The following is a 26,971-nucleotide window of genomic DNA, read 5'->3' as shown; positions in this document are numbered from 1 at the left end:
TCTTGCATGCTGAATAATTGAATGCAATCATTGGTGCCAGAATGCCGTCGTCGCCCGGAGCTCTGTCGTGACCCGTCCCCAAGGCCGTCATTTCTTGCATATTCCGGGCCCAAGTCCGGTGCCCGAGCGGGTGCTGCGGGCGATGGACATGCCGGTGATCGATCACCGCAGCGCCGAGTTCGCCGAACTCGGCAAGGCGGTGCTCGGTGGCTCGCAGGCGATCTTCAAGGCCACGAGCCCGGTAGTCATCTATCCGTCCTCGGGCACCGGCGCCTGGGAGGCTGCCATCGTCAACACGTTGTCGCCGGGCGACAAGGTGCTGATGGTCGAGACCGGCCACTTCGCCACGCTGTGGCGGCAGATGGCGGCGCGGTGGGGAATCGAGGTCGATTTCATTCCCGGCGACTGGCGCCGTGGCGTCGATCCTGCCGTCATCGAGGAGAAGCTGGTTGCCGACGCCGGTCATCGGCTCAAGGCGGTGATGGTCGTGCACAATGAAACCTCGACCGGCGCGACCAGCCGGATCGGCGAGGTGCGCGCCGCGATCGACCGCGCCAAGCATCCGGCGCTGCTGATGGTCGACACGATTTCTGGTCTCGCCTCGGCCGACTTTCGATTCGACGAGTGGAAGGTCGACGTCGCCGTGTCGTGCTCGCAGAAGGGCTTCATGCTGCCGCCGGGGCTCGGCTTCAACGCCATCTCGGACAAGGCGCGCCTTGTTGCCAAGGCCAACAAGATGCCGCGCTCGTTCTGGGATTGGGAGGACATGCTGAAGCTGAACGCGAACGGCTTCTTCCCCTACACGCCGGCGACGAACCTGCTCTACGGTCTGCGTGAAGCGATTGCGATGCTGCTCGAGGAGGGTCTCGATCAGGTGTTCGCGCGCCACCTCAGGCTTGCGGCCGCGACCCGCGCCGCCGTCGAGCATTGGGGCCTGGAGGTGCTGTGCCAGGAGCCGAAGGATTTCTCTCCGGTGCTGACCGCCGTGCTGGTGCCGCCGGGCCATGACGCGGATCAGTTCCGTCAGGTCGTGCTCGACAACTACAACATGTCGCTCGGTTCGGGTCTGTCCAAGGTCGCGGGCAAGGTGTTCCGCATCGGCCATCTCGGCGAGTGCAACGCGCTGACCCTGATGGCTGGGCTGAGCGGTGTCGAGATGGGGCTGCGTGCGGCCGGCGTGCCGCATCGAGCCGGCGGCGTCGATGCCGCGATGGCGCTGCTTGAAGAGCCATTGGAGGGCAATGCGCCGCGCCATCTGGCTGCGGTGAAATGAGGCCAAATCGCGTGCAGCAAGCTGGGACGTCCCGCTATGCCGCACTGCACAGGAGAAGGGGATTCGTGTGCATCTGAGGGATGTCAGCCCGAAGCGATCGGTGCTTGCGTCTTCTTTGTTGACGCCAGCGGTCTGGCGGGAGAAAAGCGCGGCCAGCGCGTGGGATGCCACGCCCGCGCACCAACCAAATGACCGGGGACGGACGCCAATGACTGTGCACACAGGACGGCATTTTCTTCAGATTCCGGGGCCGACCAACGTGCCCGACCGCGTGCTGCGCGCGATGGATATGCCGACGCTGGACCATCGCGGTCCCGAGTTCGCCGAGCTCGGCTTCGCCGTGCTGACTGCATCGCAGCGAATCTTCCGCACCAAGCAGCCGGTGATCATCTATCCGTCGTCGGGCACCGGCGCGTGGGAAGCCGCGATCGTCAACACGCTCGCGCCTGGCGACAAGGTGCTGATGGCCGAGACCGGCCAGTTCGCGGTGCTGTGGCGTGGCATCGCCGACAAGTTCAAGCTCGACGTCGACTTCATCCCCGGCGACTGGCGCCATGGCGCCGACATTGCGGCGATCGAGCAGCGTCTGGTCGATGACAAGGCGCACAAGATCAAGGCCGTCTGCGTCGTGCACAACGAGACCTCGACCGGCTGCCTGACGCCGCCGCTCGAGGTGCGCAAGGCGCTCGACCGGGTCGGCCACCCGGCGCTCCTGATGGTCGACACCATCTCTGGCCTCGGCTCGATGGAGTATGAGCACGACGCGTGGGGCGTCGACGTCTCCGTCGCTGGCTCGCAGAAGGGCCTGATGCTGCCGCCGGGCCTCGGCTTCAACGCCGTCTCGGAGAAGGCGCTCGCCGCCGCCAAGGCCAATCCCGGCATGCGCTCCTATTGGGACTGGCAGGAGATCATCACCTTCAACAAGCTTGGTACCTTCCCCTATACGCCGGCGTGCAATCTGCTGATGGGCCTCAACGAGGCGCTGAAGATGCTGGAGGAGGAGGGCCACGACAACGTGTTTGCGCGTCATCGCCGCCACAGCCTTGCGACGCGAGCTGCCGTCAAGGCCTGGGGCCTGGATACGCAGTGTCAGGATCCGCAGGCGCATTCGCCGGCGCTGACCGGCGTGGTCATGCCCGAGGGCCATGACGCCGATCAGTTCCGCAAGACGGTGCTGGAAAACTTCGACATGTCGCTTGGCACCGGCCTCAACAAGATCAAGGGCAAGGTCTTCCGCATCGGTCATATCGGTCACTTCAACGACTTGATGCTGATGGGCACGCTTGCAGGCGTCGAGATGGGCCTTGCGCTCGCTGGCGTGCCGCATCGTGCCGGTGGCGTGCTCGCGGCGATGGATGTCCTGAAGGCGCGCGAGGCGGCGCCGATTCCGAAGGTGGCCTGATGAACGCACCTGTGACCGGCTCCGACGATCTGATCTATGCCGTCGACGACGGCATCGCCAAGATCACCTTCAACCGGCCGCAGGCGCGCAACGCGATGACGTTCGCAATGTACGACCGGATGGCCTCGATCTGCGAGGCCATCAACGCCGATCGGTCGATCAAGGCGCTGATCCTGACTGGCGCGGGCGACAAGGCCTTCGCCTCCGGCACCGACATCTCCCAGTTTCGTGCCTTCAAGACCGCGCAGGATGCGCTCGACTACGAGGCGCGGATCGACCGCGTGCTCGGCACGCTCGAACTGTGCCGTGTGCCGGTGATTGCGGCGATCGCGGGCGCCTGCACCGGCGGCGGTGCCGGCATTGCCGCCTGCTGCGACATTCGCATCGGCACCGAGACGACACGTATCGGTTTTCCGATCGCGCGCACACTCGGCAACTGCCTGTCGATGTCGAACATCTCGCGCGTGGTCTCCCTGATCGGACCGGCGCGCACCAAGGACCTGATCTTCAAGGCCCGGCTGGTCGAGGCGCCGGAGGCGCTCGCGCTCGGTCTGCTCAACGAGATCGTGCCCGACGTCGAGACGCTGCAGACACGCGCGCTGGAGACCGCGAGGCTCGTCGCCTCGCACGCGCCGATCACCCTCGAGGTCACCAAGGAGGCCGTGCGCCGCATCCGCCGGACTCTGTCGCGGGACGAGGGCGAGGATTTGATCCTGCGCGCCTATATGAGCGAGGATTTCCGCGAAGGCATGGAGGCGTTCCTCGACAAGCGGACGCCGAACTGGAAAGGCAAGTAGTCCGATGCCGTGCTTGCGACCTTATGCCGAGGAACATGAGGCCGCATCATGCTTGTGTTCTTGAACTGACCACAATAAGCCAGCAGTATCCTGGTAGGATGCAAGCTGGGGCTTCGAACGGGGAAGAAAGCACGTGCGCAAACTCATCAAGATCGCGGCCGCGACGGCGGCCTTTTTCGCAACTGCGCCGGCCTTTGCCGGCTGGGAGCCGACCAAGCCGGTCGAGATCGTCGTCGCTGCGGGCGCCGGCGGTGCATCCGACCAGATGGCGCGGATGATGCAGGCTGCCATTCAGAAGAACAATCTGCTGAAGCAGCCGGTGGTCGTGTCGCTGAAGGGCGGCGCGTCCGGGGCCGAGGCGCTGATGTACATGAAGTCCAGCGACGGCGATCCGAACAAGGTCCTGATCGCCTATTCGCTGATCTACATGCTGCCGCTGTCGGCCAAGCTGCCGTTCGACTGGCGCGAACTGTCGCCGGTCGCGGTGATCGCACTCGATCAGTTCGTGCTGTGGGACAACGTCAACGGCCCGAAGACGGTGAAGGAGTTCATCGAAGCCGCCAAGGCGTCGAGTTCTCCGTTCAAGTTGGGCGGTACCGGTTCCAAGCGCGAAGATCACGTGCTCACGGTCTTCATGGAGAAGAAGACCGGCGCCAAGTTCTCCTATCTGCCCTACAAGTCGGGGGGCGAGGCCGCGACCCAACTGGTTGGCGGGCACACCGAAGCGAACGTCAACAATCCTTCCGAGAATCTCGAAGTCTGGCGCGCCGGCCAGGTGCGTCCGCTCTGCGTGTTCGACAAGGAGCGCATCTCCTACACGACCAAGGTCACGGAGACGCAGTCCTGGAACGACATTCCGACCTGCAAGGAGCAGGGGCTGGACGTGCAATACCTGATGCTGCGCGGCATGTTCCTGCCGGGCAAGGTGACGCAGGAACAGCAGGAGTTCTACATCGACCTGTTCAGCAAGCTGGTGCAGACGCCGGAGTACAAGGACTACATGGAGAAGCAGGCGCTGAAGCCGATCTTCCTCACCGGCAAGGACATGCTGCAGTTTCTCGAAGAGGACGGCTCGCTCAACAAGCAGCTGATGACGGAAGCCGGCTTCGTCGCCAAGTGAGGCTGGGCGGGGCGAGGGGGTGAGGAGGATCGATGTCCAACGCTGAGCTCGAGATTGCCGTCGACGATCCGACCGCGCCGGAGGAGGATTCTCCGGCCGTCACCTCCACCCGGACCGTCGACGTCGCGGTGTCGCTGCTGCTGCTCGCGCTCGCGGTCGTGCTCGCCTGGGACAATTGGCGGACCGGCGCGTCTTGGGACTCGACCGGTCCGGAGCCCGGCTACTTCCCGTTCTATCTGTCGGTGATCCTCGGCGGCGCCAGCCTTTACGGGATCGGCGCCGCCTTCGTGTCGAGAAAGGAAGCGGTCGAGACCTTCGTGACGCGCGCGCAACTGCGGCGCGTGATGGCGGTATTCGTGCCGACGCTGCTGTTCTGCATCGCGATGCAGTTTCTCGGCATCTACGTCGCGAGCTTCCTGCTGATCGCCGGGTTCATGCGCCTCGTAGGCAAGATCGCGATCTGGAAATCGCTGCTCACGGCGTTCCTGTTCAGCGCCGTGATGTTCGTGACTTTCGACGTCGTGTTCGACGTGATCATGCCGAAGGGCCCGCTCGAAGCGGCGTTCGGGTACTGACACCGGTCTCTCCCCCGTCATTGCGAGGAGCAACGCGACGACGCAATCCAGGGCTGCGCACTCGACTCTGGATTATTTCGCTGCGCTCGCAATGACGAGGAAACAGTTGGAATGAAATCATGGAAGCCTTGGGTCTGCTGCTGCACGGGTTCGCGGTCCTCCTGACCTGGAAGACGCTGCTGCTGATGATGGTCGGGCTCGTGCTCGGCGTCTTCGTCGGCGTGCTGCCCGGGCTGGGCGGGCCCAACGGTGTCGCCATCCTGTTGCCGCTGACCTTCTCGATGGACCCGACCTCGGCCATCGTGATGCTGTCCTGCATCTACTGGGGCGCGCTGTTCGGCGGCGCCATCACCTCGATCTTGTTCAACATTCCCGGCGAGGCGTGGTCGGTGGCGACCACTTTCGACGGCTATCCCATGGCGCAGCAGGGCAAGGCCGCGGAGGCGCTGACAGCCGCCTTCACCTCGTCGTTCATCGGCTCGCTGGTCGCGGTGATGCTGATCACCTTCCTGGCGCCCTGGATCTCGTCCTTCGCGCTGAGGTTCGGTCCGCCCGAGTTCTTCGCGGTCTATCTGCTTACTTTCTGCTCGTTCGTCGGGCTGGGGCGTGAGGACAAGCACAAGACTGTCATCGCGATGGCGCTCGGCCTGCTGCTCGCCGGCGTCGGCATGGACACCGTGTCCGGTCAGTTGCGGATGACCTTCGGCTCGACCGATCTGCTGCGCGGCATCAACTTCCTGGTCGCGGTCATCGGCCTGTTCGGCATCAGCGAGATCCTGCTGACGATGGAGGAACGCCTGGCGCTGCGCGGCCACGCCGCGTCGATCTCGCTGCGCACCGTACTCGCGGTGTGGAAGGACCTGCCGAAATATTGGATGACGCTGCTGCGCTCCTCGGTGATCGGCTGCTGGCTCGGCATCACGCCGGGCGGCGCGATTGCCGCCTCCTTCATGGGCTACAACCTCGCCAAGCGCTTCTCGAAGGATCCGGACAGTTTTGGCAAGGGCCGCATCGAGGGCGTGTTCGCGCCTGAGACGGCGGCGCATGCCTCGGGCACCGCGGCGCTGCTGCCGATGCTGGCGCTCGGCATCCCCGGCTCCGGCACCGCGGCGATCCTGCTCGGCGGCCTGATGGTCTGGGGTCTCAATCCCGGACCGCTGTTGTTCGTGGAGCACAAGGATTTCGTCTGGGGCCTGATCGCCTCGATGTATCTCGGCAATGTCGTCGGTCTCGTGCTGGTGCTCTCCACTGTGCCGATCTTCGCCTCGATCCTGCGCGTGCCGTTCGCAGCCGTCGCGCCGATGATCGTGGTGTCCTGCGCCATCGGCGCCTACGCGATCCAGAATGCGATGTTCGACGTCTGGCTGATGCTCGGCTTCGGCGTCGTCGGCTATGTCTTCAAGAAGATCAAGATCCCGCTGGCGCCGTTCACCTTGGCGCTGGTGCTCGGCAGCCGTGCCGAGGACGCGTTCCGGCAGTCGATGATCATCTCCGGCGGCAACATGAAGGTGTTCTGGGCGAACGGGCTGGTGGGCACCATAACGACGCTGGCGATCGTGCTGCTGTTCTGGCCGCTGATCGATCGTGTGATCGCGAGCTTCAGCAAGTCGGGAGCGCCGGCCGCGAAGGCCGAGGCTTAGTACGGTTTGTCGCTGATCACCCGTGCCCTGCCAGCTGGACGCCTGCGCTCGATCGGCTACGCCGCTCCTACCACGTGTAGCGCACGCTGCCCTTGCCGGCATAGGAACGGGTGACGCTCGAGAACTCGCCTTCGAACGTCGCCAAGGCGCTCCAGCCGTTCTGCCAGCTCATCTCGACCGAGGTCGTCGTCAGCGCGGAGTCGCGCGCCTGCGCGGCGCCGTTGACGACGAAGCTTGCGCCCGGCAGCGTCTGGAACGTCGCCGCGACCGAACGATCGGGATTGAAGTCGTGCGCCCAGGCGAGGCGGCCGCGCAAGGTGAGGGCGCCGTCTGCCAGCGCATAGGACTTGTCGGTGCGCAGGCCGAACTCGGTACGTGTGTCGGTGACGGTCTTGCCGGTGTAGCTCAGCGCGAAGGTCGACGTGCCGGAGATGGCCTGCTCCACATAGGCCGGTAGGCGCAGGCTCGTCACCTGCGCAGCCGCGTAAGGCGTGAGGCCGATGCCGCCTATGGGAGCGACGAAGCGCGTGCCGCCCTCGATGCGGCCGATCCAGGCATTGGCTTGATAGGTCGCGCGCAGCCGGTCGGCACCGGAGATGGTGACGGTGCGATCCGCGGTGACGTCCTGCCAGCCATAGGCCAGGGCCGCTCTCAGATAGCTCGGGCCGATATGATGATGCAGATAGGCGCCGGCCTGGAACAGATCGGAGCGGCCGGAGCCGAGGCCGTTGACGCTGAAGCTGGTGCCGCCGCCGCCGAGCGCGAAGCCCGCAATCGTGCGCGGTGCGATCCGGTAGTCGGCGCCGACGGCGGTGCCGGCGATGCGGCTGGTGGTATCGTTGGAACCGACGACTGCATTGCCGCTGGTCGTTTGCGAGCCGCCGAAGCCCGCCGCCCAGACATTCCAGCGCTGCGCAAAGTCGGCCGGCCTGTCGTCAGTCAGCATCGCGAAAGCATCGGTGCGCTTGCGGGATGTGTCAGCATAGCTGATCGCGCCCCCGCCGCTGGCTTGACGTTGTGCGAAGGGATCGGTCAGCAGGCTGGCGAACTGGCTCATGGCGTTGAACGTGGTCTGTTGCACGCCGGTGGCGCTCTCGCCGGACGCCTGCGTAAGGCCCGCCTGGTTCAACTTGCCGAACACGACGGGAATATCGCCGGTGCGATCGAAGAACGCCGACAGCGTATCGCCGACCGTCTTCTGATTGCCGTTGAGTCCGCCGGGCACGGCGAAGGCGAGGATCAGATCGAGATAGACGTTGTTGGCGTCGTAGCTCAGGCTGGTCTTGAAGCCGGAGGGCAGGTTGGTCTTCACCACCGATCCGAAGCCGCCCGAGATGCCGCCGCTCGTCGTCAGGATGGTATAGCGCTTGTCGATATAACCGCCGCCGGTGCCGAACACGGCGTTGACGGTGGCTCCGTCGAGGGTGGCCGATCCGGTGACGCTCGCGAATGAGGCCGTGGTCGGATCGAGCTGCACCAGATAGTACGCACCGGACTGGAAGGCGAGATTGCCGACGATGGTCATCGACGAGCCGGCGGTGCCATTGCCGGGCGCCAGCGTGCCGCCGGCATTGATGCCGACCGTCATCGGCGGATCGACGAGACCCGCACCCGTCAGGGTGCCGCCGGCATTCACGGTCACCCCAGAGGTGTTCATGATCGCACCTTCGACGTCGAGCACGCCGCCGTTGATGGTCGTCGCCCCGGTGTAGCTGCTGGTGCCTGACAAAGTCAGGATGCCCACGCCGACCTTGGTGAGCCCGCCCGTGCCCGAAATCGTCCCGCCGAGTGTCGCGTTGTTGCCGTTGGTATCGAACGTGCCGCCGCCGGCATTGAGGGTCACGGTCCGGCTGGAGCTGAAGCCGGCGAGATATTGCAGCGTGCCGCCACCGAACGACACGCTGCCGGAAGCATCGCCGAGATTGGCATCTGATGACACCGCGAGCGCGCCCTGGTTGATGCTCCACGGCGTAACCTCGGTCGTCGTGCCGGTCAGCGTCCAGGTCGCGGTGCCCGTCTTCACGAAACTCGAGAAGCCCTGGAATTGCGCGGTCGCGCCGATCGTGGAAACGTCGAAGCTGCCGTTCGCGGCGCCACCGAGCCGGAACGTATCGGTGCCGGTGCCGACGACATTGCCATTGATGATCGAGCTCGCCCAGATCTCCAGCACGTTGCTGCCGCCGGTGAAGCTGATGGCGGCGGGGGCCACGAAGAATCCGAAGCCGTTACCGCGCGAGATCGTGCCGCTGTTGATGATCGCGAGATTGGCGCCGATGACGCCCGCACCGGCCCTTCCAGCCGTGCCGGAGTGACTAGTATCCGTCGCGCCGGCCACGCCTGCGTCGCCGCCGGTGATGGTGCCGGAGTTGATCAGCGTGCCGTCCGCGGCGAAGGCGACGCCGGCGGCACCACTACCACCGTCGCCACTCGCATTCGGTTGGGTGCTGGATGGCGCGTCACCACCATTTCCGCCGCCACCGCCTTTGATGGTGCCGGCGTTGTTCAGCACGACGCTGCTTCCCGTCAGAAAGATACCGTAACCGCCCTGGCCGCCATTGCCACCCCAGCCATTCACGACGACATTTAGCGAGGCAGCCGCGCCGCCATTGCCGCCCTTGCCTCCCGTGATGCTGCTGCCATTGCTGTAGGTGAGCCCGTTGCCATCGACGACCACCCCGTATCCGCCGGCGCCGCCGCCGCCACCGCCGAAATCCCCGGTGGTGGCGCCGCCACGTCCACCATTGCCGCCCGACACCGCTGCAGAGTTGCTCGTGTCCGTGGTTACGACGGCGCCATGTGCGCCACCACCACCTCCGCCTCCGCTGTGAATCGAGAAGCCGCTTTGACCGCTTATTCCGTTGGCGCCCGGACCGATCCCGCCGCTGCCACCCGGTGCGGTACCGGTCGAATCGCTGCCGCCGGCCCCGCCGAGTGTGCCGGCGCCGCCACCGCCGCCGCCTCGGGTAGGAATAGGTGCATTGGCGCCGACATTTCCAACGGCCGTGGCCGAGCTGGCACCGCCATTGGCGAAGGTGTCCTGGCCGCTGCCGCCGGCGCCGCCTCTGGTGGCCTGCGCAATGGCTGGCGCCGCCGCAAGCACCGGGGTGACCAGCGCGGCCGCTGACAACCAGCACAACCGCCTCGACCGCGAGACCGTATGGGGACCGGATCGGTTTGCGATCAGCACGTCGGCCTTTGCATCTTCGCGATTGAATCCATGTCATGCAGACGCCGTCAGGCGCCTCCAATCGTGCCAGACGGCATTTCGTCAAGAGCAGCCAAGATCGCCTTGGCGGGTACTGTGATTTTTTGGGTGGATTTCGAGATGGCCTAAGTTCGTCGCTGCCTGTGACCGTCGTGCAACACTCGATACGAACTAGCCTCCGCTCCCGGTTGTACGTGGTCGTTCCACAGCCGAATCGCGCTCATGCGGCGGGCTTGTGCAGCATGGGCTGTGGCATCAGCGATCCTGCCTCAAACGCTGCGGATAGACCGCGACGAGCACCTGAATTGCCCAGATTCTCCCTGCGCGTCAGCAGACCAAACGCGGCGGGTGAACAGGCCACGCTGAGGCTCCAACGACCATCGGCATCAGTTGCGAGTTTCTGATTGGGACCATGCCGTAATTGGTTCGCGGATTGTGGTGGATAGAGCTTGGCTGGGAACACCAAAACAATCGTACCGATGTTCGAAGCCGTCCGGCGCTTCTCCAGAGGTTGTGTCTTTGCGATGACAGCTTTTTAGGCAGGAGAGTGGTAGGCTTCATTCATGGGCAGTTCTGAACTGCTCACGCGCGGTGCCTGATCTCTGGTCATCGCGCCCTGATGTTTCCTCCCGAGACGATCCCTTGCCCGGCGCTTGCGTCGGGCTTTTTTTGCGTTCGGTGGATCAGAGTTCGCAGCTCATCCCGGTTGCGCCCCGAAATGAAAAAGCCTCCGTCCGGCTTCTCGGAAGGAGGCTTTGGGCAAAGGCGATGTAGGAAAGAGAGCGCGCGAACCCGAGGAAGGTCAGCCTCAGTTGGCCTTCTCGGCCACCGGCATGTGGTACCAGTCGGACTCGTTGTCGAGCATTGTCTCGTCGAACGGCAGAGCGCCGGGGTGATTCAGAGCGGCTCCGTTGACGTCGCGCACGATGTTCATCGCCGTCAGAAACTCGTTCAACTCGGATGCGCTCATGACCCGCTACTCCTCACACGCACGGGCCCCGAGGGGGTCCGCGATCAACTGATGCGAAGAGATTAACGCGATCTTGCCTTGGCCTCAATCCGGCCAAGTCTGAAGTTCCAACGTGGTGACATCTGGGCCACAGCGGCGGGATGCCGCAGCTTGGACATATTGCACCTGCTCACACGACGCGATGCAGTCGGAGATCGGCGATCTCGCCGTCGGTGAAGCCGAATTCGGACAGGATCTCCTCGGTCTGCTCGCCGAATTCCGGCGGCCGCGCCGCCATCCGGCTGGGCGTGCGCGACAAGGTGAAGGGCTGCGCCACCAGCGTGATGTCGCGGCCGTCGTCGTTCGGCACCGGCTGCGCCATGCCGAGATGCTTGACCTGCGGGTCCTCGAACATCTGATCGATGGCGTAGATCGGGCCGCAGGGTACGCCGGCGGCATTCAGCTCGGCGACCCATTGCTCGCTTGTCTTGGCAAGCGTGCGCGCGTTGATCTCGGCATTGAGCGCGTCCCGGTTCTTCGAGCGCGCCGGTGCCGTCGCATAGTCGGGATTGTCGATCCATTCGGGCGTGCCGAGCGTCTGGCACAGCCGCTCCCAGATTCGGCCGCCGGTCGCGGCGATATTGATGTAGCCGTCGGAGGTCTTGAACACGCCGGTCGGAATGCTGGTCGGATGATTGTTGCCGGCCTGCGGCGCGACCTCCTTCTCCATCAGCCAGCGGGCGGCCTGGAAGTCGAGCATGAAGATCTGCGCCTGCAGCAGCGAGGTCTGGACCCACTGGCCCTCGCCGGAGACCTCGCGCTCGAGCAACGCCGTGAGGATACCCATCGCGCAAGAGAGCCCTGCCGAGAGATCGGCGATCGGGATGCCCGCGCGCATCGGACCCTCGCCAGGCGCCCCGGTGATCGACATCAGCCCGCCCATGCCCTGCGCGATCTGGTCGAAACCGGGCCGCTTGGCATAGGGACCATCCTGGCCGAAGCCGGAGATGCTGCCATAGACGATGCGCGGATTGATCTTGCGCACCGCCTCATAGTCGATGCCGAGCTTGGTCTTGACGTCGGGCCGGTAGTTCTCGATCACGACGTCGGCTTTTTCGGCGAGCCGCATGAACACGTCGACGCCCTTCGGATCCTTCAGATTGAGCGTCATCGCGCGCTTGTTGCGATGCAGGTTCTGGAAGTCGGCGCCGCGGCGCGGGCCGCCAAGCGCTTCGCCGCCATCCTCCATCATGGCGTCGATCTTGATGACGTTGGCGCCCCAATCGGCGAACTGCCGCGCGCAGGTCGGGCCGGCGCGCACCCGCGTCAAATCGAGCACCGTGAAGCGGGACAGGGCTTTGGACGCGCGCGGGAAGGCCATGCGGACGAACTCCGAGAGAGGCGACATGGCTGTATAGGAGAGCGCGCGCAGCGCGACAATTGCGCGGACAGCGGTGCGTGCCGCGCTGCTCATGCCGCTGATGCAGGGCTTCTACTTGAGCGGAACTTGCGCGCGCTCACCGCTCGTCGGCGATCACCTTGCCATCGTTGGGCAGCGTGCCCGGCGCGACCAGCTCGACTTGGCCGCTGAGCTTGGTGACGCTGCGCAGGCTGGCGGCCAGCGCCTCTTGCAGGTCGGCTGCGGGCGCCGCGCACTCGGCCTTCAAGGTCATCGCGTCGGTCTCGCCGGCGCGGGTGACGACCAGGCGGAGGCGGCTGAGCTCCGGGTGGCGCTTGCCGATCTCGGCGACCTGCTCGGGGCGCACGAACATGCCCTTGATCTTGGTGGTCTGGTCGGCGCGGCCCATCCAGCCCTTGATCCGCATGTTGGTGCGGCCGCAGGCGCTGGTGCCGGGCAGGGCGGCGGTGAGGTCGCCGAGGGCAAGGCGAATCCAGGGATGGTGGGGATCGAGCGAGGTGATGACGATCTCGCCGACATCGCCTGGCGCCACCGGATCGCCGGTGCCGGGGCGGACGATCTCCAAGATCAGGTCCTCGTTGACGACCATGCCGTCGCGCGCTGCGGTCTCATAGGCGACGATGCCGAGATCGGCGGTGCCGAACGCCTGATAGGCATCGATGCCGCGCGCCTTGATCTCGGCCTGCAGCGACGGCGGGAACGCCGCGCCCGACACCAGCGCGCGCTTGAGCGAGGACACGTCGCGGCCGGCGCTGGCGGCGCCGTCGAGCAGGATCTTCAGGAAGTCGGGCGTGCCGCTGTAGCCGATCGGGCGATAGGCCTCGATCAGCTCGAACTGCGCCTCGGTGTTGCCGGGGCCAGCCGGGATCACCGCGCAGCCGAGCGCGCGCGCCGAGGCGTCGAAGATGAAGCCGCCGGGCGTGAGGTGATAGCTGAAGGTATTGAGTACGATATCGCCGCTGCGGAAGCCCGAGGCGAACAGGGCGCGGGCGCCGCGCCAGGGATCGATGTGAGCCGCCTCCGGTTCGAAGATCGGCCCGGGCGACGTGAACAGACGCGAGAACGCGCCGGGCGCCTGCGCGACGAAGCCGCCGAATGGCGGGGCCGCCTTGTGCAGGGCAGGCAGCTCGGATTTGCGCAGCACCGGCAGTTGCGCGAGCGCAGCGCGCGTCGTGATGTCCTGGGGATCGATGCCCTGCAGCAGCGCGGCATAGGCCGGCGCCTTCATCGCCGCGTGCAGCACGTCGGGCAGGCGGCCGAACAGATCCTGCTCGCGGGCTGCGGGATCACGGGTTTCGAGGGCGTCGTAGTGGGTCATCGTACCCAGTCCTTGAATCTTGCGGTCGTCATGGCCGGGCTTGTCCCGGGCATCCACGTCGTTCCTCGTTGCGGCTCGCGCGTGGATGGCCGGGTCAAGCCCGGCCATGACGAGGAGAGAGTTCGGCTACAGCCACCGCTTCCGCCGCTTGAAGCTCTTCAGGTTCTTGAAGCTCTTGCGCTGGTCGCCGGCGCCGCCGAGGTAGAATTCCTTGACGTCCTCGTTGTCGCGCAAGCTGTCGGCGGTGCCGTCGAGCACCACCTTTCCCTGTTCCATGATGTAGCCGTGGCTGGCCACCGACAGCGCCGCGCGCGCATTCTGCTCGACCAGCAGGATGGTGACGCCGAGATCCCTGTTGATCTCCTTGATGATTGCGAACACTTCCTTCACGAGCAGCGGCGACAGGCCCATCGACGGCTCGTCCATCAGGATCATCTTCGGCCGCGCCATCAGCGCGCGCCCGATCGCCAGCATCTGCTGCTCGCCGCCGGAGAGATAGCCCGCGAGGCCGGTGCGCTCCTTCAGCCGCGGGAAATAGTTGAACACCATCTCGATGTCGCTGTTGACCTCGCGATCGGATCGCGTGAAGGCGCCGAGCTTGAGGTTCTCCAGCGAGGTCATGTCGGAGACGATGCGGCGTCCTTCCATCACCTGGAAGATGCCGCGACGGACGATCTTCTCCGGATCGATGCCGTCGATGCGCGCGCCGTCGAACATGATCTCGCCGCGCGTCACCTCGCCGTCCTCGGTCTTCAAGAGGCCGGAGATCGCCTTCAACGTCGTCGACTTGCCGGCGCCGTTGGCGCCGAGCAGCGCGACGATCGCGCCCTTGGGCACATCGAGGCTGAGCCCGCGCAGCACCAGGATGACGTCGTCATAGACGACCTCGATGTTGCGGACGGAGAGCAGGGGGGCGGGTGCCCCAGCAGTTGCGGCCGTCCGCAGATTTTCCAGTGTATCGGTCATGGCGACACTCTATCCGTCGTCATGCCCGGGCTTGACCCGGGCATCCACGCCCATCAGCGTGTGAAGCAAGACGTGGATGGCCGGGAGATTGTGCAAAGACGCGCTTCTGCCCGGCCATGACGCTGGTGTAAGGAACTACCACCCAGCCCATTCGGCCTTGCGCGGCAGCTCGATGGTCTTGACCTTCTCGAGCTTGATCACGCCCTTGGCCATGAGCTCGTTGAGGTCGCCATCCGTCGGACCCGTCACGCGCGCGCGATAGAGGTCGACTTTCATGGTGCCGCGGTGGTCCTTGTCGGTCCAGGTCGAGGGGCTGCAGACGCCTTCCATCCCTGCGGGCACCCAGTCCTTCTTCTGGTAGAAGCCCTTGGCGACGTTCTCGCCGGTGGCGCCGCCGTTCTTCGCAGCCCACTCGATCGCCTCCTTCATGTAGAGCGACGAGCAGACTGCGGCGACGTAGTGCACCGGGCGGTAGACCTTGCCGGTCGGGTCGGACATCTTCGAGATTTCCTGCACCGTCTTCATGCCCGGCGCATCGCCGCCCCAGGCCACCGAGGTGCGCAGCGGAAAGACGACGCCGTTGGCGGCATCGCCCGCGGTCTTGGCGGCGTTCTCGTCCATGCCCCAGACGTTGGACAGGAACTGCACCTCGACGCCGGCATTCTTGCAGGCCTTCATCACCGAGATGTTGGACGCCGCGGTGTTGCCCAGATAGGCGTAGTTGGCGCCGGAACTCTTCAGGCTCAGGCACTGCGCGCTGTAGTCGCCGGGCGCCAGCGCGAACACCAGCGGCGGCAGCACCTCGAAGCCGAGCTCGGTGGCGAGCGCTTCGCCCGCGGCCTTCGGCGCGTTGGGATAGGGGTGGTTGGCGCCCATGTGGACGAACTTCGGCTTGCCCGGCTTGCCCTTGGTCTTCCAGTCCTCGGCCGCCCAGGTCAGCTCGGCGCGCAGCGCATCCGAGTAGCTCGGGCCGTAGAAGAAATTGTACGGCGCCGGCTTCGCCTTGCCGCTGGTGCCCTCGGGATCGGTCAGCGCGGCGGCGTAGGAGCCGGACATGTCCGGGATCTTGTCGTTGGCGAGGAAGCCGGTCAGCGCCTCGGTGTCAGCCGTGCCCCAGCCCATGATCGCCGCGACCTTGTTGTCCGGCGCCGACCACTTCTTGTAGAGCGCGATCGCGCGCGGCACTTGGTAGCCATAGTCGTTGCTGTCGACCGCGAGCTGCTTGCCGCCGATGCCGCCGTTCTTGTTGACCCAGGCGAAGGTGTCGACGACGGCCTGGCCATAGGGGGTACCGACGTCGGACGTGCCGCCCGACAGATCCTGCAGATGGCCGATCGCGATCTGCTGCGCCTGCGCCGTTGAAGCGAAGGCGCCTGCGAGCAGCGCGAGAGCCGCCGAGCCCAGCAATGATTTCATCGTCATAGTGCTTCCTCCTGTGGTGCGTTCGGGCCGGATTGTCGCCGGTCCCTGTTGGTTGAGTTCAATGTGAGAACGGATAGAGCTTCCAGTATGTCTTGATCTGTCGCCAGCGATGCGCCAGCCCGTCCGGCTCGAACATCAGGAAGGCGATGATGATCAGGCCGATTGCGATCTCGCGCAAAAAAGTGATGTTGTTGTTGAGCGCGAGCGCCTTGTCGATGGCACTGCCCTTCAGATTTTGGCTGAGCCACTCCATCGATTCCGGCAGCAGCACGACGAACGCGGTCCCCATCAATGTGCCCATGACCGATCCGGTGCCGCCGATGATGATCATGGCCAGGAAGAGGATCGAGCGCTCGATGCCGAACCCCTCCTGCGAGATCACGAGCTGGTAATGCGCATAGAGTGCGCCGGCAATGCCGGCGAAGAAGGCGGCGAGCCCGAACGACAGCGTGCGATATTTGGTCAGGTTGATGCCCATGATCTCGGCGGAGAGATAATGGTCGCGGATCGCGATCAGTGCGCGGCCGTCGCGGGTGCGCATCAGATTGGTGACCAGGAGGTAGCAGACCACGACATAGGCCAGCACGACATAGAAATATTGCCGGTCGCCGCGCAGCGTGTAGCCTAGAATCGAGAACGGATTGGCCGAGGCCGGCACTGATCCGCCGGAGAACCACTCGGCGCGCGAGAAGAAGTCGAGCAGGATGTATTGCGCGGCGAGGGTGGCGATGACGAGATAGAGCCCCTTCAGCCGCGCCGCCGGTAGGCCGAAAATCAGCCCGACGAGGGCGGTGATCACCCCCGCGAGCGGGATCGCGAAGAACACCGGGATCGCATAGGTGTTGTTGATGTAGGCGGACGTGAAGGCCCCGAGCAGGAAGAAGCCGGCCTGGCCGATCGAGATCTGGCCGGTGAAGCCGACCAGAATGTTGAGGCCAAGCGCCGCGATCGCGAAGATGCCGATCTGGATCGAGACCGACAGCCAGTATTCGGAGAATACAAGCGGCGCGAAGCACAAGAGGATCACGCCCGCAATCGCGAAATTGCGGCTGGTTCTGGTCGGGAAGATCGTGGTGTCGGCCGCGTAGGAGGTGCGGAAGTCACCGGCGGGGATCGTGGAACGTGCGACCATGGCGGGCTCTATCTCGCCTGAGGCTTGAATTGAGTCATGGGCTCGCCCTTCTTTTTTGTTTGAGCATGATCGTTACCGAAAACCGGCCTCCACTTTTCGGCGATCATGCTCATATCCGCTCGATGTCTTTGGTGCCGAACAGGCCGTAGGGCTTGATCATCAGGATGATGATCAGGACGTAGAACGGCGCGATCTCGTAGAGATTGCCCCAGTGCAGATACTGGCTGTCGACATATTGCGCGATGTTCTCCAAGAGGCCGATGATGATGCCGCCGAGCACGGCGCCGCCGACGGAGTCGAGGCCACCGAGGATCGCCGCCGGAAACACCTTGATGCCGTAGGCCGACAGGCCGGAGGAGACGCCGTTGACCACGGCGACGACGACGCCGGCCACGGCGGAGACAGTCGCCGAGATCGCCCAGGCCATCGCGAACACGTTCTTGACGGAGATGCCGAGCGACTGCGCGACCTGCTGGTTGAAGGCGGTGGCCCGCATCGCAAGGCCGTATTTGGAAGCCTTGAAGAACCACGCCATGCCAAGCATCATCAGGACCGACACCGCGAGGCTCATGACGTAGACCGTTTGGATTTGCAGTCCGAACAGGTCGACGGACGTGCTGGCGAACACCGGCGGGAACGGCTGCGGGTTAACGCCGAACATCCATTTCAGCGCCGCCTGGAACACGGTCGACAGACCGATCGTGACCATGATGACGGAGATGATGGGCTCGCCGATCATAGGCCGGAGGATCACGACCTGGATCGCGATGCCGAACGCGAACATGAAGACCAGCGTGAGCGGCATGCCCACCCAGAACGGCACTTGATATTTCGTCAGCAATGCCCAGCACACCCAGGCGCCGATCAGGAGCAGCTCGCCTTGCGCGAAATTGACGACCTGCGTCGCCTTGTAGATCAGCACAAACGACATCGCGACCACGCCGTAGAGCGTGCCGACCACGAGGCCGTTGACGAGGAGTTGGAGGAGGAAGGCGGTGTTCATGATCGGTCTCACTCGTCATCGCCGGGCTTGACCCGGCGATCCATCGCATCAGAGATCTTCCCAATAGGATGGATGCGCGGGTCGAGCCCGCGCATGACGATCTCATGTGACGGAAGACTCATCACTCCGCGGCCTCCGCCATGGGTCCATGGCCGCCGAGGTCGACGACCTTCAGCGTGGTGCGGATGCGCTGGGTGGTGCCGTCCTGGAAGCGGATGACGGTGTCCACTGGGATGTCCGGCTTGCCGCCATAGATCCCGTCGATGATGCCGGCGTATTTCTCGTTGATGACGCTGCGGCGGACTTTGCGGGTGCGGGTCAGCTCGCCGTCGTCGGCGTCGAGCTCCTTGTAGAGCAGGAGGAAGCGGGCGATGCGCTGCGCCCGGGGCAAGGTCGCGTTGACCGTTTCCACTTCCCGCTGCAGCAGCGCATAGACCTCGTTGCGCGAGGCGAGATCGGAGTAGGTGGTGAACGCGATGCGGTTCTTCTCCGCCCATTTCGAGATGATCGAGTAGCGGATGCAGATCATCGCCGCCAGATGCTCGCGGCCGGCGCCGAGCACGACGGCTTCCGCAATGTAGGGCGAGAATTTCAGCTTGTTCTCGATATATTGCGGCGAGAAGCGTTCGCCGCGTGCGGTCTCGGCGAGATCCTTGATGCGGTCGATGACGACGAGCTGCTTCTCTCGGTTGAAATAGCCGGCATCGCCCGAGTGCATCCAACCGTCCTTGACGTCGGCGGTCGAGGCCTCCGGGTTCTTGTAGTAGCCCAAGAACATGTTCGGGTGGCGCACCAGGATCTCGCCGATGCCCTGGCTGTCGGGCTGGTCGATCTTGATCTCGATGTCCTGGGACATCGGCACGCCGGTCGTGTCGGGATCGACCTTGTCGTCGGGGTGCAGCGTGTAGGCCCCGAGCAGCTCGGTCTGGCCGTAGAGCGTGCGCAGGGGCACGCCCATGGCGCGGAAGAACTTGAACGTGTCGGGCCCGAGCGCGGCGCCGCCGGTGGCGGCCGAGCGCAGCCGGGTGAAGCCGAGCCGGTCGCGCAGCGCACGGAACAGCAGCAGATCGGCAAAGCTCGAATGCTGACCCTTCTCCAGCGCGGCGAGGCCGGTCGACATGCCCAGATGATAGAGCCGCTGCTTCAGCGGCGAGGCGTCCATGACGGCGGCACGAACGTCGGCCGCGATCTGCTCCCACACCCTTGGTGCGAACAGCACGAAGGTCGGCGCGATCTCGCGGAAGTCGTTCATCATCGTATCCGGCTCTTCGACGAAGTTGACCTTCATCCGGCAGAGCAGACCTTTGCCGAGCACATAGACCTGTTCCATGATCCAGGGCAGCGGCAGCACCGAGACGTATTCATCGTTGGGGCCCTTGGGATCGAAGCTGAGATAGGTGGCGCAATGCTTCAGCACCCGCCCGGCCGACAACATCGCAAGCTTCGGATGCGAGGTCGTGCCGGAGGTGGTGCAGAGAATGGCAACGTCTTCGCCGACGGTCGCATCGACCATGTGGTCGTAGAGGCCGGGCTCGCGCGCCGCTCTGTTGCGGCCGAGCTCGGCGAGCTTGTCGGCCGGCAGCAGCCGGGGATCGTCATATTTGCGCATGCCGCGCGGATCGGAATAGACGATGTGCTTGAGCACCGGCACGCGGTCGGCGAGGTTCAAGAGCTTGTCGACCTGCTCCTCGTCCTCGGCGAAGACCAGCCGCGCCTCGCCATAGTTCAAGAGATAGGCCGCCTCGTCATCGAGCACATCGCGATAGAGGCCCAGGCTCAAGGCCCGGATCGCGTGGGTCGCGATTTCGGCCGCGACCCAGTCCGGCCGGTTGTCGCCGATGATTCCGACCACATCGTCCTTGGCGAGCCCGAGCTCGACCATGCCGAGCGCGAAGTCGCGCACCCGCGCCTGGTAGTCGACCCAGGTGAAGGTCCTCCACAGCCCGAGATTCTTCTCGCGCAACGCAATCTCCTTGCCGTGCTCGCTTGCATTGAGGCGCAGCAGCTTCGGATAGGTGTCGGCCTGCCGGACGCGCCCTGCATAGTCCATCATGCCGCGTCCTCCGCGATGGACGGCGCCTCGTCGGGATCGACCAGCAGCTCGTCCTCCTCGCCGAGATAGGCGCGCTTGACGTGGGGATCGGCGAGCACGGCGGCCGGGTCGCCTTCGGCGATCTTGCGGCCGAAATCGAGCACCATGACGCGATGGGAGATGTCCATGACCACGCCCATGTCGTGCTCGATCATCACGACCGTCATGCCGAATTCCTCGTTGAGGTCGACGATGTAGCGCGCCATGTCCTCCTTCTCCTCGAAGTTCATGCCGGCCATCGGCTCGTCGAGAAGGATGAGATGCGGCTCGAGCGCCATCGCGCGCGCCAGCTCGACGCGCTTGCGCAAACCGTAGGAGAGGGTGCCGGCCGGCGCCTTGCGCACCGACTGCAGGTCGAGGAAGTCGATGATCTGCTCGACCTTCTCCCGATGCTTCAGCTCCTCCCGCCGTGCGCCGGTGAGCCAATAGAGCGAGCCGGTGAGGAAGTTGTTCTTCAAGAGGTGATGCCGCCCGACCATGATGTTGTCGAGCACGCTCATGTGGTGGAACAGCGCGAGGTTCTGGAAGGTGCGGCCGATGCCGATGTTGGCGCGCGCGCTCGGCGGCAGGCCGGTGATGTCGCGGCCGCGATGGAACAGGCGGCCCTCGGTCGGCTTGTAGCGGCCGGAGATGCAGTTGACGATCGAGGTCTTGCCGGCGCCGTTGGGGCCGATGATCGAAAACAGCTCGCCTTCGCGCACGCCGAAGCTGACGTCGGTCAGGGCTCTCACCCCACCGAAACGCAGCGACACTCCGCGCGCTTCCAACGTATAGTCCAAGTCGTCCTCCCGAACTGTCTTCGGCGCTTGGCGCGCTCTTCAGGCATCGTGTCGTGCGACGTTAGGCTCGTCGCATCGGTTGCAATCCTATCCCGGGCATGAGTTCCGCGCCATCCGACGAATGACGGGCCACCCGGGCGGGTGCATTTTGCCGCATCTCAGGCGCGCGTCATCCCGTCCCAGGATGCGCGAGTCGAAGGCGGTGGTCCTCGATAGGGGAAAGCGCTATCAGGAACTGTCTTGCGCCTGACATTTCCCAGGCAAATTTCACCGCAGGATTGTTGCGATGCAATATGGTCGCCGCGAGCTTCCACGAGACGAGATGACGGCTTGATCTCTTCCGATACCCTTCTGCGCATCGCGCCATGGTCCTGCCATTTGAAGCCCGAGGAAATCGACGCCGCCTCGTCCGGCATCGTCGAGCGTTCCTATGCGGCCAACGAGCACATCTTCGTTCGCGGCGACCCGTTCGAATACTGGACCGGTATCGTCACCGGTCTCGCACGCATGAGCACGGTGTCACGCGGCGGCAAGGCCACCACCTTCGCCGGCATGTCGGCGGGCGCCTGGTTCGGCGAGGGCAGCGTGCTGAAGAACGAGCCGCGCCGCTATGATGTCGTGGCGCTGCGCGATACGCGCGTCGCGCTGATGGAGCGGCCGACCTTCATGTGGCTGTTCGAGAACAGCGTCGGCTTCAACCGATTCCTCGTCACCCAGCTCAACGAGCGGCTCGGCCAGTTTATCGGCCTGGTCGAAGTCGGCCGCACGCTGGATGCGACGGCGCGGCTCGCCCGCAGCATCGCTTCGCTGTTCAACCCGATCCTCTACCCGAATACGACCCGTCACCTGGAGATCACCCAGGAGGAGATCGGCGCGCTCTCGGGCCTGTCGCGGCAGAATGCAAATCAATGCCTGAAGACGCTGGAGCGCGAAGGCCTGCTGCGGGTGGAATATGGCGGGGTCACGGTGCTCGATCTCGACCGACTGCGCTGCTACGGGGATTAGATTCCGCTTTTCGCAGGCCCCTTCAGGGTCTATCCGGCGCTGGTTCGTCGTTGAGCTTGACCCGCGGCCTCGGCTGTGGACTGCTCACCGGGAACTCCGGCCTTGAAGGGCCGAGACGGTGTTGGAGTGAGTATGGCGGGGCAGGATTGCAGCGGTCGCGTGGCGCTGATTACGGGCGTCACCGGCCAGGATGGCGCTTATTTGGCCGAATATCTGCTCGGCCTCGGCTACACCGTGCACGGCATCAAGCGGCGGTCGTCATCCTTCAATACCGCGCGGGTCGATCATCTTTACCAGGATCCGCACGAAGGCAACGTGCCGTTCCTGCTGCATTACGGCGACATGACCGATTCCACCAACCTGATCCGGCTGGTGCAGCAGATCCGCCCCGACGAGATCTACAATCTCGCCGCCCAGAGCCATGTCGGCGTCAGCTTCGAGAGCCCGGAATACACGGCCAATGCCGATGCGCTCGGGGTTCTGCGCTTGTTGGAAGCCATTCGCATTCTCGGCATGGAGAAGCAGACGCGCTTCTACCAGGCCTCGACCTCGGAGCTGTACGGTCTGGTGCAGGAGATCCCGCAGCGGGAGACCACGCCGTTCTATCCGCGCTCGCCCTACGGCTGCGCCAAGCTCTATGGCTACTGGATCACCGTGAACTATCGCGAGGCCTATGGGATGTTCGCCTGCAACGGCATCCTGTTCAACCATGAGAGCCCGATCCGTGGCGAGACCTTCGTGACCCGCAAGATCACCCGCGGCGTCGCCCGCATCGAGATCGGCCTGGAGGAGACGATCTATCTCGGCAATCTCGAGGCCAAGCGCGACTGGGGCCATGCCCGCGACTATGTCGAGGGCATGCACCGCATCCTCCAGGCCGATACGCCCGACGATTTCGTGCTGGCGACCGGTGAGGCCCATTCGGTGCGCGAGCTGGTCGAGCTCGCCTTCGCCGAGGTCGATCGCCGCATCGAATGGCGCGGCGAGGGGGTCGAGGAGACCGGGATCGACGCCAAGTCCGGCAAGGTGGTGGTGCGGATCGACCCGACCTATTTCCGCCCGACCGAGGTCGACCTCTTGATCGGCGATTGCAGCAAGGCGCGCGACAAGCTCGGCTGGAAACCGAGGACGAGCTTCGCCGAGCTGGTCAAGGAAATGGTCGCCAGCGATCTGTGCGCCGCGCGGCGGGAGGCGAGCATTGGCAACGCCGTTTGATCTCGGCGGCAAGCGTGTCTTCGTCGCGGGCCATCGCGGCATGGTCGGCAGCGCGCTGGTGCGGCGGCTGGCGAGCGAAGGCGTCGAGCTGCTGACGGTGCCGCGCAGCGAGGTCGATCTGCGCGATCAGGCGGCCGTGTTCGCCTGGTTTGCCCGCGCCAGGCCGCAGGTCGTGTTCCTCGCTGCGGCGAAGGTCGGCGGCATCGTCGCCAACAACACGCTGCGCGCCGAGTTCATTTACGACAACATCGCGATTGCTGCCAATGTCATTCACGCCGCGCATGTGAACGGCGCCGAGAAGCTGATGTTTCTCGGCTCGTCCTGCATCTATCCCAAGCTCGCCCCCCAGCCGTTGCGCGAGGACGCCATGCTGACCGGGCCGCTGGAGCCGACCAATGAGCCCTATGCGATCGCCAAGATCGCCGGCATCAAGATGGTCGAGGCCTATCGCAGCCAGTACGGCGCCGACTTCATCAACGTGATGCCGACCAATCTCTATGGTCCCGGCGACAACTACCATCCCGAATACAGCCACGTCGTCGCGGCGCTGATCCGCCGCTTCCACGAGGCCAGGCTTGCGGGTGCCGGCGAGGTCGTGGTCTGGGGCACCGGCACGCCGCGCCGCGAATTCCTTTATGTCGACGACATGGCGGATGCCTGCGTGCATCTGATGAAGACCTATTCGGATTCGGAGCTGGTCAACATCGGCACCGGCGAGGACATCACGATCGCCGATTTCGCACGCGTCGTTGCAGCGGCCGTCGGCTACACAGGAGCCATCGGCTTCGATACCTCGAGGCCCGACGGCACGCCGCGCAAGTTGCTCGACGTGTCGCGGCTCGCGAAGCTCGGCTGGCGCGCCACGACCTCGCTTCAGGACGGCCTCGCGCGCGCGTATCAGTCGTTCCTCACGGAGACGGGGCACGGCGCAGCGTAACGTCCGTCCTTGCGAGCCGCGGCAGCGTCGAAGCCGTCCAGGACCGAACGTGAGACGCTGACTTGCTCCGCGAACCCCTGTCATTCGGCCGCGCGTCCCTCGGCGGCTCCTTGCACAGCCCCTATCTTGCTGCGCACCGCCTTGATCTCGCGCACCGGCGACGAGCCGAACATCCGGCCGTATTCGCGCGTGAACTGTGGCACACTCTCATAGCCGACGGCAAAGGCCGCGCTGCCTGCGGTCATGCCCTCCGCCAGCATAAGCCGTCGCGCCTCGATCAACCGAAGCTGCTTCTGGAACTGGAGCGGCGACAGTGAGGTGAGGCTGCGGAAGTGCTGGTGGAATGACGACGGGCTCATGCCCGCGACGGCCGCCAATTGCTCGACCCGCAAGGACCGTGCAAACTCGGTGCGCAGCACGGCCACTGCGCGTGCGATACGCTGCGCGTGGCCATCCGGCCAGCCGAGACGACGGATCGCCGTTCCATGCCGGCCGGTCAACAGCCAGTAGTGCATCTCGCGCAACAACTGTCCCCGCAGCACCGGTATCGATTCCGGACGATCGAGCAAGCGCATCAGACGTAGTGCAGCGTCGGCCACCTCGCGATCGGTCGGGTCGACTCGGACCGGCGCCTGGTCGTCTCCTCCGGCGTCATCCATCTGTGCCGAGAGATCGGTGAGAATCGCCGGATCGAGCTCGAGCACGAGCGAGAGATAGGGCGCCGCGATGCTTGCGCGCGTGATCTGGCTGACGGTCGGCACGTCGGCCGTGATCAACAGCGAATCCCCAGCGGAAAAGCCGAAGCCCTGGCCGCCCATCGTGACATGCTTGCTCCCCTGCACGACGAGGCAGACCAGCGGCCGCGAGATCGCGTAGAGGAGGCCGCTGGGCGCGGTCGCCCGTACGGTCATCAGGCCCGGGATTGGTGTTTGGCCAATACCGGCACCGTCGGCATGGGCTTCGGCGTGGCGGCCCACGGCGTGAAGGAGCGTGCTCATCATGGTCCGAGCCTAACCGGTCGACGCCGGCGATGCACCGCATTTTGGAGGATTAGGCAAGAAGCGGCGAGCTTCCGGCAACAAAGGCGCGCGCGCCTGGTCGATATCGGGGTGGTCAAGACCGCAGGAGTTCAGACCATGACCAAGATTGCTCTCGTGACCGGTTCGAGCCGAGGCCTCGGCCGCAACGCCGCGCTCAACATCGCCCGCCGCGGTGGCGACGTCGTCCTCACCTACCAGTCCAGAGTGGACGACGCTCACGCGGTCATGGCGGAGATCGCTGCGCTGGGCCGCAAGGCTGTCGCCTTGCAACTGGACACCGGTGACGTCGCAGGTTTCATGTCGTTTGCCGAGCGGCTGCGGACCGCGTTGCGCGAGACCTGGGGCCGAGAGACGTTTGACCATCTCGTCAACAATGCCGGCCATGGCGACTATGCCTTGATCGGCCAGACCACTGAGGCGCAATTCGATCGCCTGGTCGACGTCCATTTCAAGGGCGTCTATTTCCTGACGCAGACATTGCTGCCATTGCTCGCCGATGGCGGCCGCATCGTCAACCTGTCCTCCGGCCTGACCCGTACGTCGTTTCCCGGTTACGCCGCCTATGCGGCGGTCAAAGGCGCGGTCGAGGTGCTGACCCGTTACATGGCGAAGGAATTGGGGGGCCGCGGGATCGCGGTCAACACGGTGGCGCCCGGCGCGATCGAGACCGATTTCGGCGGCGGGGTGGTTCGCGACAATCCCGAGATCAACAGGGTGTTTGCGGACATCACCGCGCTCGGCCGCGCCGGCCTGCCCGACGACATCGGGCCGATGATCGCGAGTCTGCTGTCGGAGGACAATCGCTGGGTCAACGCGCAGCGGATCGAAGTCTCGGGTGGACAAGGCATCTGAGACGAGCAAATCCGGGAGATCTCCCATGTCAGTTTCAGCAGGACCCGCCGGCACCATCGATCGGCTCTACGTGCTGGATGCCGGGCTCGCGGTCGCGCCTGATCGATCGGTTTATACGCCGGGACAGTGGGAGGGCGAACAGGTCACGTTGAGCTGCAATGCCTACCTGATCCGTCGTGGCGGCGCCTGGATCATGTGGGATACCGGCATCGAGGATACGATCGCAGAGGAGGCCGGCGGCCGGATCATCGCCCACGGCATCAGGGGCGTCGTTGCGCGCCCGATCGTCAGCCAACTCGCCGATATCGGACTTGTGCCCGAGGATGTGGCGACGGTCATTCTGTCTCATGCGCATTTCGACCATGTCGGCAATGCGCGGCTGTTCGCGCATGCCACGTGGCACATCCAGCGGGACGAGCATCGGGCGATGTTCGGTCCCGACTATCGACAGCATGGCTATGTGCCTTTGCTTTACGAATGCCTGAGGCAGGCAAAGGTCGAACTGATGGACGGAGACCATGACATGTTCGGTGATGGTTCGATCCGTGTGATCGCGACCTCAGGACATACGCCAGGGCACAGTTCGCTGCTGGTCCGGCTCGCGAACACCGGGCCGATCCTGCTGTCAGGCGACGTTGCGCATGACCGCTACAACATGGAGCATCGCTGCGTGCCGACCATGAACGCCGATGCGGAGCAGTCGCAACGATCGATGGCGCGCGTCGATGCCGTCGTTCGGGCCGAGGGGGCGCAGCTCTGGATCAACCACGATATCGTGCAGAATGCGACGATCGCACACGCGCCGTTCTACTTCGATTGAGTTCCGGGC

General features: G+C 64.8%; 22 protein-coding genes. 11 read left to right on the top strand and 11 right to left on the bottom strand.

From position 1 onward, the window contains the following. Window positions 1-67 precede the first annotated feature (67 nt). The 6 genes from QX126_RS18660 (at window position 68) to QX126_RS18635 (ending at window position 6,807) form a co-directional block, all read left to right on the top strand. Window positions 68-1,273 carry an alanine--glyoxylate aminotransferase family protein gene (locus tag QX126_RS18660; protein WP_315782822.1) on the top strand — a complete coding sequence of 402 codons (1,206 nt, stop codon included), beginning with the start codon at window positions 68-70 and terminating at the stop codon, window positions 1,271-1,273. A gap of 208 nt (window positions 1,274-1,481) precedes the next feature. Beyond that, window positions 1,482-2,675 (top strand): pyridoxal-phosphate-dependent aminotransferase family protein, encoded by a 1,194-nt coding sequence (locus tag QX126_RS18655; RefSeq protein ID WP_315782820.1) that lies wholly within the window; start codon window positions 1,482-1,484, stop codon window positions 2,673-2,675. Beyond that, the gene (locus QX126_RS18650; RefSeq protein WP_315782818.1) at window positions 2,675-3,472 is read left to right on the top strand and encodes an enoyl-CoA hydratase/isomerase family protein; all 798 of its coding nucleotides are present in this window, start codon (window positions 2,675-2,677) and stop codon (window positions 3,470-3,472) included. The genes QX126_RS18655 and QX126_RS18650 overlap by 1 nt, the downstream gene beginning before the upstream one ends. Before the next feature lie 133 nt (window positions 3,473-3,605). Further along, on the top strand, window positions 3,606-4,592 hold the full coding sequence (locus tag QX126_RS18645) for a tripartite tricarboxylate transporter substrate binding protein (RefSeq protein WP_315739011.1): 987 nt from the start codon (window positions 3,606-3,608) through the stop codon (window positions 4,590-4,592). Window positions 4,593-4,624: 32 nt separating this feature from the next. Continuing rightward, window positions 4,625-5,167, top strand: coding sequence for a tripartite tricarboxylate transporter TctB family protein (locus QX126_RS18640; protein WP_315782817.1), 543 nt, complete (start codon window positions 4,625-4,627; stop codon window positions 5,165-5,167). 119 nt (window positions 5,168-5,286) lie between these two features. Next, window positions 5,287-6,807, top strand: a complete 1,521-nt coding sequence (locus QX126_RS18635) for a tripartite tricarboxylate transporter permease (protein WP_315739008.1) — start codon at window positions 5,287-5,289, stop codon at window positions 6,805-6,807. A 67-nt stretch (window positions 6,808-6,874) separates the two neighbouring features. On the opposite strand, the gene QX126_RS18630 is transcribed toward QX126_RS18635, so the two are convergent. The 10 genes from QX126_RS18630 to QX126_RS18585 form a co-directional block, all read right to left on the bottom strand. Continuing rightward, complete coding sequence (locus QX126_RS18630) at window positions 6,875-9,934, bottom strand: autotransporter domain-containing protein (protein WP_315782815.1); 3,060 nt, start codon at window positions 9,932-9,934, stop codon at window positions 6,875-6,877. An 886-nt stretch (window positions 9,935-10,820) separates the two neighbouring features. After that, complete coding sequence (locus QX126_RS18625) at window positions 10,821-10,982, bottom strand: hypothetical protein (RefSeq protein ID WP_315739007.1); 162 nt, start codon at window positions 10,980-10,982, stop codon at window positions 10,821-10,823. A 169-nt stretch (window positions 10,983-11,151) separates the two neighbouring features. After that, on the bottom strand, window positions 11,152-12,342 hold the full coding sequence (locus QX126_RS18620) for a CoA transferase (protein ID WP_315759167.1): 1,191 nt from the start codon (window positions 12,340-12,342) through the stop codon (window positions 11,152-11,154). Window positions 12,343-12,478: 136 nt separating this feature from the next. After that, window positions 12,479-13,699, bottom strand: a complete 1,221-nt coding sequence (locus QX126_RS18615) for a phenylacetate--CoA ligase family protein (RefSeq protein WP_315782813.1) — start codon at window positions 13,697-13,699, stop codon at window positions 12,479-12,481. 126 nt (window positions 13,700-13,825) lie between these two features. Continuing rightward, window positions 13,826-14,665 (bottom strand): ABC transporter ATP-binding protein, encoded by an 840-nt coding sequence (locus QX126_RS18610; RefSeq protein ID WP_315739004.1) that lies wholly within the window; start codon window positions 14,663-14,665, stop codon window positions 13,826-13,828. A gap of 135 nt (window positions 14,666-14,800) precedes the next feature. Continuing rightward, window positions 14,801-16,087: an ABC transporter substrate-binding protein gene (locus QX126_RS18605; protein ID WP_315782811.1), complete on the bottom strand. Its 1,287-nt coding sequence runs from the start codon at window positions 16,085-16,087 to the stop codon at window positions 14,801-14,803. Window positions 16,088-16,145: 58 nt separating this feature from the next. Continuing rightward, on the bottom strand, window positions 16,146-17,219 hold the full coding sequence (locus QX126_RS18600) for a branched-chain amino acid ABC transporter permease (protein ID WP_315782809.1): 1,074 nt from the start codon (window positions 17,217-17,219) through the stop codon (window positions 16,146-16,148). Window positions 17,220-17,328: 109 nt separating this feature from the next. Further along, window positions 17,329-18,222: a branched-chain amino acid ABC transporter permease gene (locus QX126_RS18595; RefSeq protein ID WP_315782807.1), complete on the bottom strand. Its 894-nt coding sequence runs from the start codon at window positions 18,220-18,222 to the stop codon at window positions 17,329-17,331. Between the two features lie 121 nt (window positions 18,223-18,343). Then, a complete protein-coding gene (locus tag QX126_RS18590) occupies window positions 18,344-20,275 on the bottom strand; it encodes a long-chain fatty acid--CoA ligase (protein WP_315782805.1) in 1,932 nt (643 codons plus the stop codon). Beyond that, on the bottom strand, window positions 20,272-21,093 hold the full coding sequence (locus tag QX126_RS18585; protein ID WP_315712912.1) for an ABC transporter ATP-binding protein: 822 nt from the start codon (window positions 21,091-21,093) through the stop codon (window positions 20,272-20,274). Before QX126_RS18585 ends, QX126_RS18590 begins: the two co-directional genes overlap by 4 nt. A gap of 330 nt (window positions 21,094-21,423) precedes the next feature. On the opposite strand from QX126_RS18585, the gene QX126_RS18580 reads away from it, so the two are divergent. The 3 genes from QX126_RS18580 (at window position 21,424) to QX126_RS18570 (ending at window position 24,250) form a co-directional block, all read left to right on the top strand. Continuing rightward, window positions 21,424-22,098 carry a Crp/Fnr family transcriptional regulator gene (locus tag QX126_RS18580; protein WP_315782803.1) on the top strand — a complete coding sequence of 225 codons (675 nt, stop codon included), beginning with the start codon at window positions 21,424-21,426 and terminating at the stop codon, window positions 22,096-22,098. A 159-nt stretch (window positions 22,099-22,257) separates the two neighbouring features. After that, window positions 22,258-23,313 carry a GDP-mannose 4,6-dehydratase gene (gmd, locus tag QX126_RS18575; RefSeq protein ID WP_409997659.1) on the top strand — a complete coding sequence of 352 codons (1,056 nt, stop codon included), beginning with the start codon at window positions 22,258-22,260 and terminating at the stop codon, window positions 23,311-23,313. Continuing rightward, window positions 23,297-24,250: a GDP-L-fucose synthase gene (locus QX126_RS18570; RefSeq protein WP_315782801.1), complete on the top strand. Its 954-nt coding sequence runs from the start codon at window positions 23,297-23,299 to the stop codon at window positions 24,248-24,250. Before gmd ends, QX126_RS18570 begins: the two co-directional genes overlap by 17 nt. Before the next feature lie 80 nt (window positions 24,251-24,330). On the opposite strand, the gene QX126_RS18565 is transcribed toward QX126_RS18570, so the two are convergent. Further along, window positions 24,331-25,248, bottom strand: coding sequence for an AraC family transcriptional regulator (locus tag QX126_RS18565; RefSeq protein WP_315782893.1), 918 nt, complete (start codon window positions 25,246-25,248; stop codon window positions 24,331-24,333). Between the two features lie 138 nt (window positions 25,249-25,386). Here QX126_RS18565 and QX126_RS18560 point away from each other — a divergent pair, with 138 nt between their 5' ends. Together QX126_RS18560 and QX126_RS18555 are read left to right on the top strand one after the other, a co-directional pair. Then, a complete protein-coding gene (locus QX126_RS18560) occupies window positions 25,387-26,142 on the top strand; it encodes an SDR family NAD(P)-dependent oxidoreductase (RefSeq protein WP_315782799.1) in 756 nt (251 codons plus the stop codon). Window positions 26,143-26,167: 25 nt separating this feature from the next. Next, window positions 26,168-26,962 (top strand): N-acyl homoserine lactonase family protein, encoded by a 795-nt coding sequence (locus QX126_RS18555; protein ID WP_315782797.1) that lies wholly within the window; start codon window positions 26,168-26,170, stop codon window positions 26,960-26,962. Window positions 26,963-26,971 lie beyond the last annotated feature (9 nt).

The organism is Bradyrhizobium sp. SZCCHNPS1003, from assembly GCF_032381555.1.
GTDB lineage: Bacteria > Pseudomonadota > Alphaproteobacteria > Rhizobiales > Xanthobacteraceae > Bradyrhizobium.
This window is presented reverse-complemented; position numbering and strand designations above follow the sequence as displayed.

What these genes read in the sequence shown, in the direction of transcription:
- QX126_RS18655 (WP_315782820.1), top strand. Translation starts at nt 1,482, where the DNA reads ATGACTGTGCACACAGGACGGCATTTTCTTCAGATTCCGGGGCCGACC.
- QX126_RS18650 (WP_315782818.1), top strand. Translation starts at nt 2,675, where the DNA reads ATGAACGCACCTGTGACCGGCTCCGACGATCTGATCTATGCCGTCGAC.
- QX126_RS18640 (WP_315782817.1), top strand. Translation starts at nt 4,625, where the DNA reads ATGTCCAACGCTGAGCTCGAGATTGCCGTCGACGATCCGACCGCGCCG.
- QX126_RS18635 (WP_315739008.1), top strand. Translation starts at nt 5,287, where the DNA reads ATGGAAGCCTTGGGTCTGCTGCTGCACGGGTTCGCGGTCCTCCTGACC.
- QX126_RS18625 (WP_315739007.1), bottom strand. Translation starts at nt 10,982, where the DNA reads ATGAGCGCATCCGAGTTGAACGAGTTTCTGACGGCGATGAACATCGTG.
- QX126_RS18620 (WP_315759167.1), bottom strand. Translation starts at nt 12,342, where the DNA reads ATGGCCTTCCCGCGCGCGTCCAAAGCCCTGTCCCGCTTCACGGTGCTC.
- QX126_RS18615 (WP_315782813.1), bottom strand. Translation starts at nt 13,699, where the DNA reads ATGACCCACTACGACGCCCTCGAAACCCGTGATCCCGCAGCCCGCGAG.
- QX126_RS18610 (WP_315739004.1), bottom strand. Translation starts at nt 14,665, where the DNA reads ATGACCGATACACTGGAAAATCTGCGGACGGCCGCAACTGCTGGGGCA.
- QX126_RS18605 (WP_315782811.1), bottom strand. Translation starts at nt 16,087, where the DNA reads ATGACGATGAAATCATTGCTGGGCTCGGCGGCTCTCGCGCTGCTCGCA.
- QX126_RS18600 (WP_315782809.1), bottom strand. Translation starts at nt 17,219, where the DNA reads ATGGTCGCACGTTCCACGATCCCCGCCGGTGACTTCCGCACCTCCTAC.
- QX126_RS18595 (WP_315782807.1), bottom strand. Translation starts at nt 18,222, where the DNA reads ATGAACACCGCCTTCCTCCTCCAACTCCTCGTCAACGGCCTCGTGGTC.
- QX126_RS18590 (WP_315782805.1), bottom strand. Translation starts at nt 20,275, where the DNA reads ATGATGGACTATGCAGGGCGCGTCCGGCAGGCCGACACCTATCCGAAG.
- QX126_RS18565 (WP_315782893.1), bottom strand. Translation starts at nt 25,248, where the DNA reads ATGAGCACGCTCCTTCACGCCGTGGGCCGCCACGCCGAAGCCCATGCC.
- QX126_RS18560 (WP_315782799.1), top strand. Translation starts at nt 25,387, where the DNA reads ATGACCAAGATTGCTCTCGTGACCGGTTCGAGCCGAGGCCTCGGCCGC.
- QX126_RS18555 (WP_315782797.1), top strand. Translation starts at nt 26,168, where the DNA reads ATGTCAGTTTCAGCAGGACCCGCCGGCACCATCGATCGGCTCTACGTG.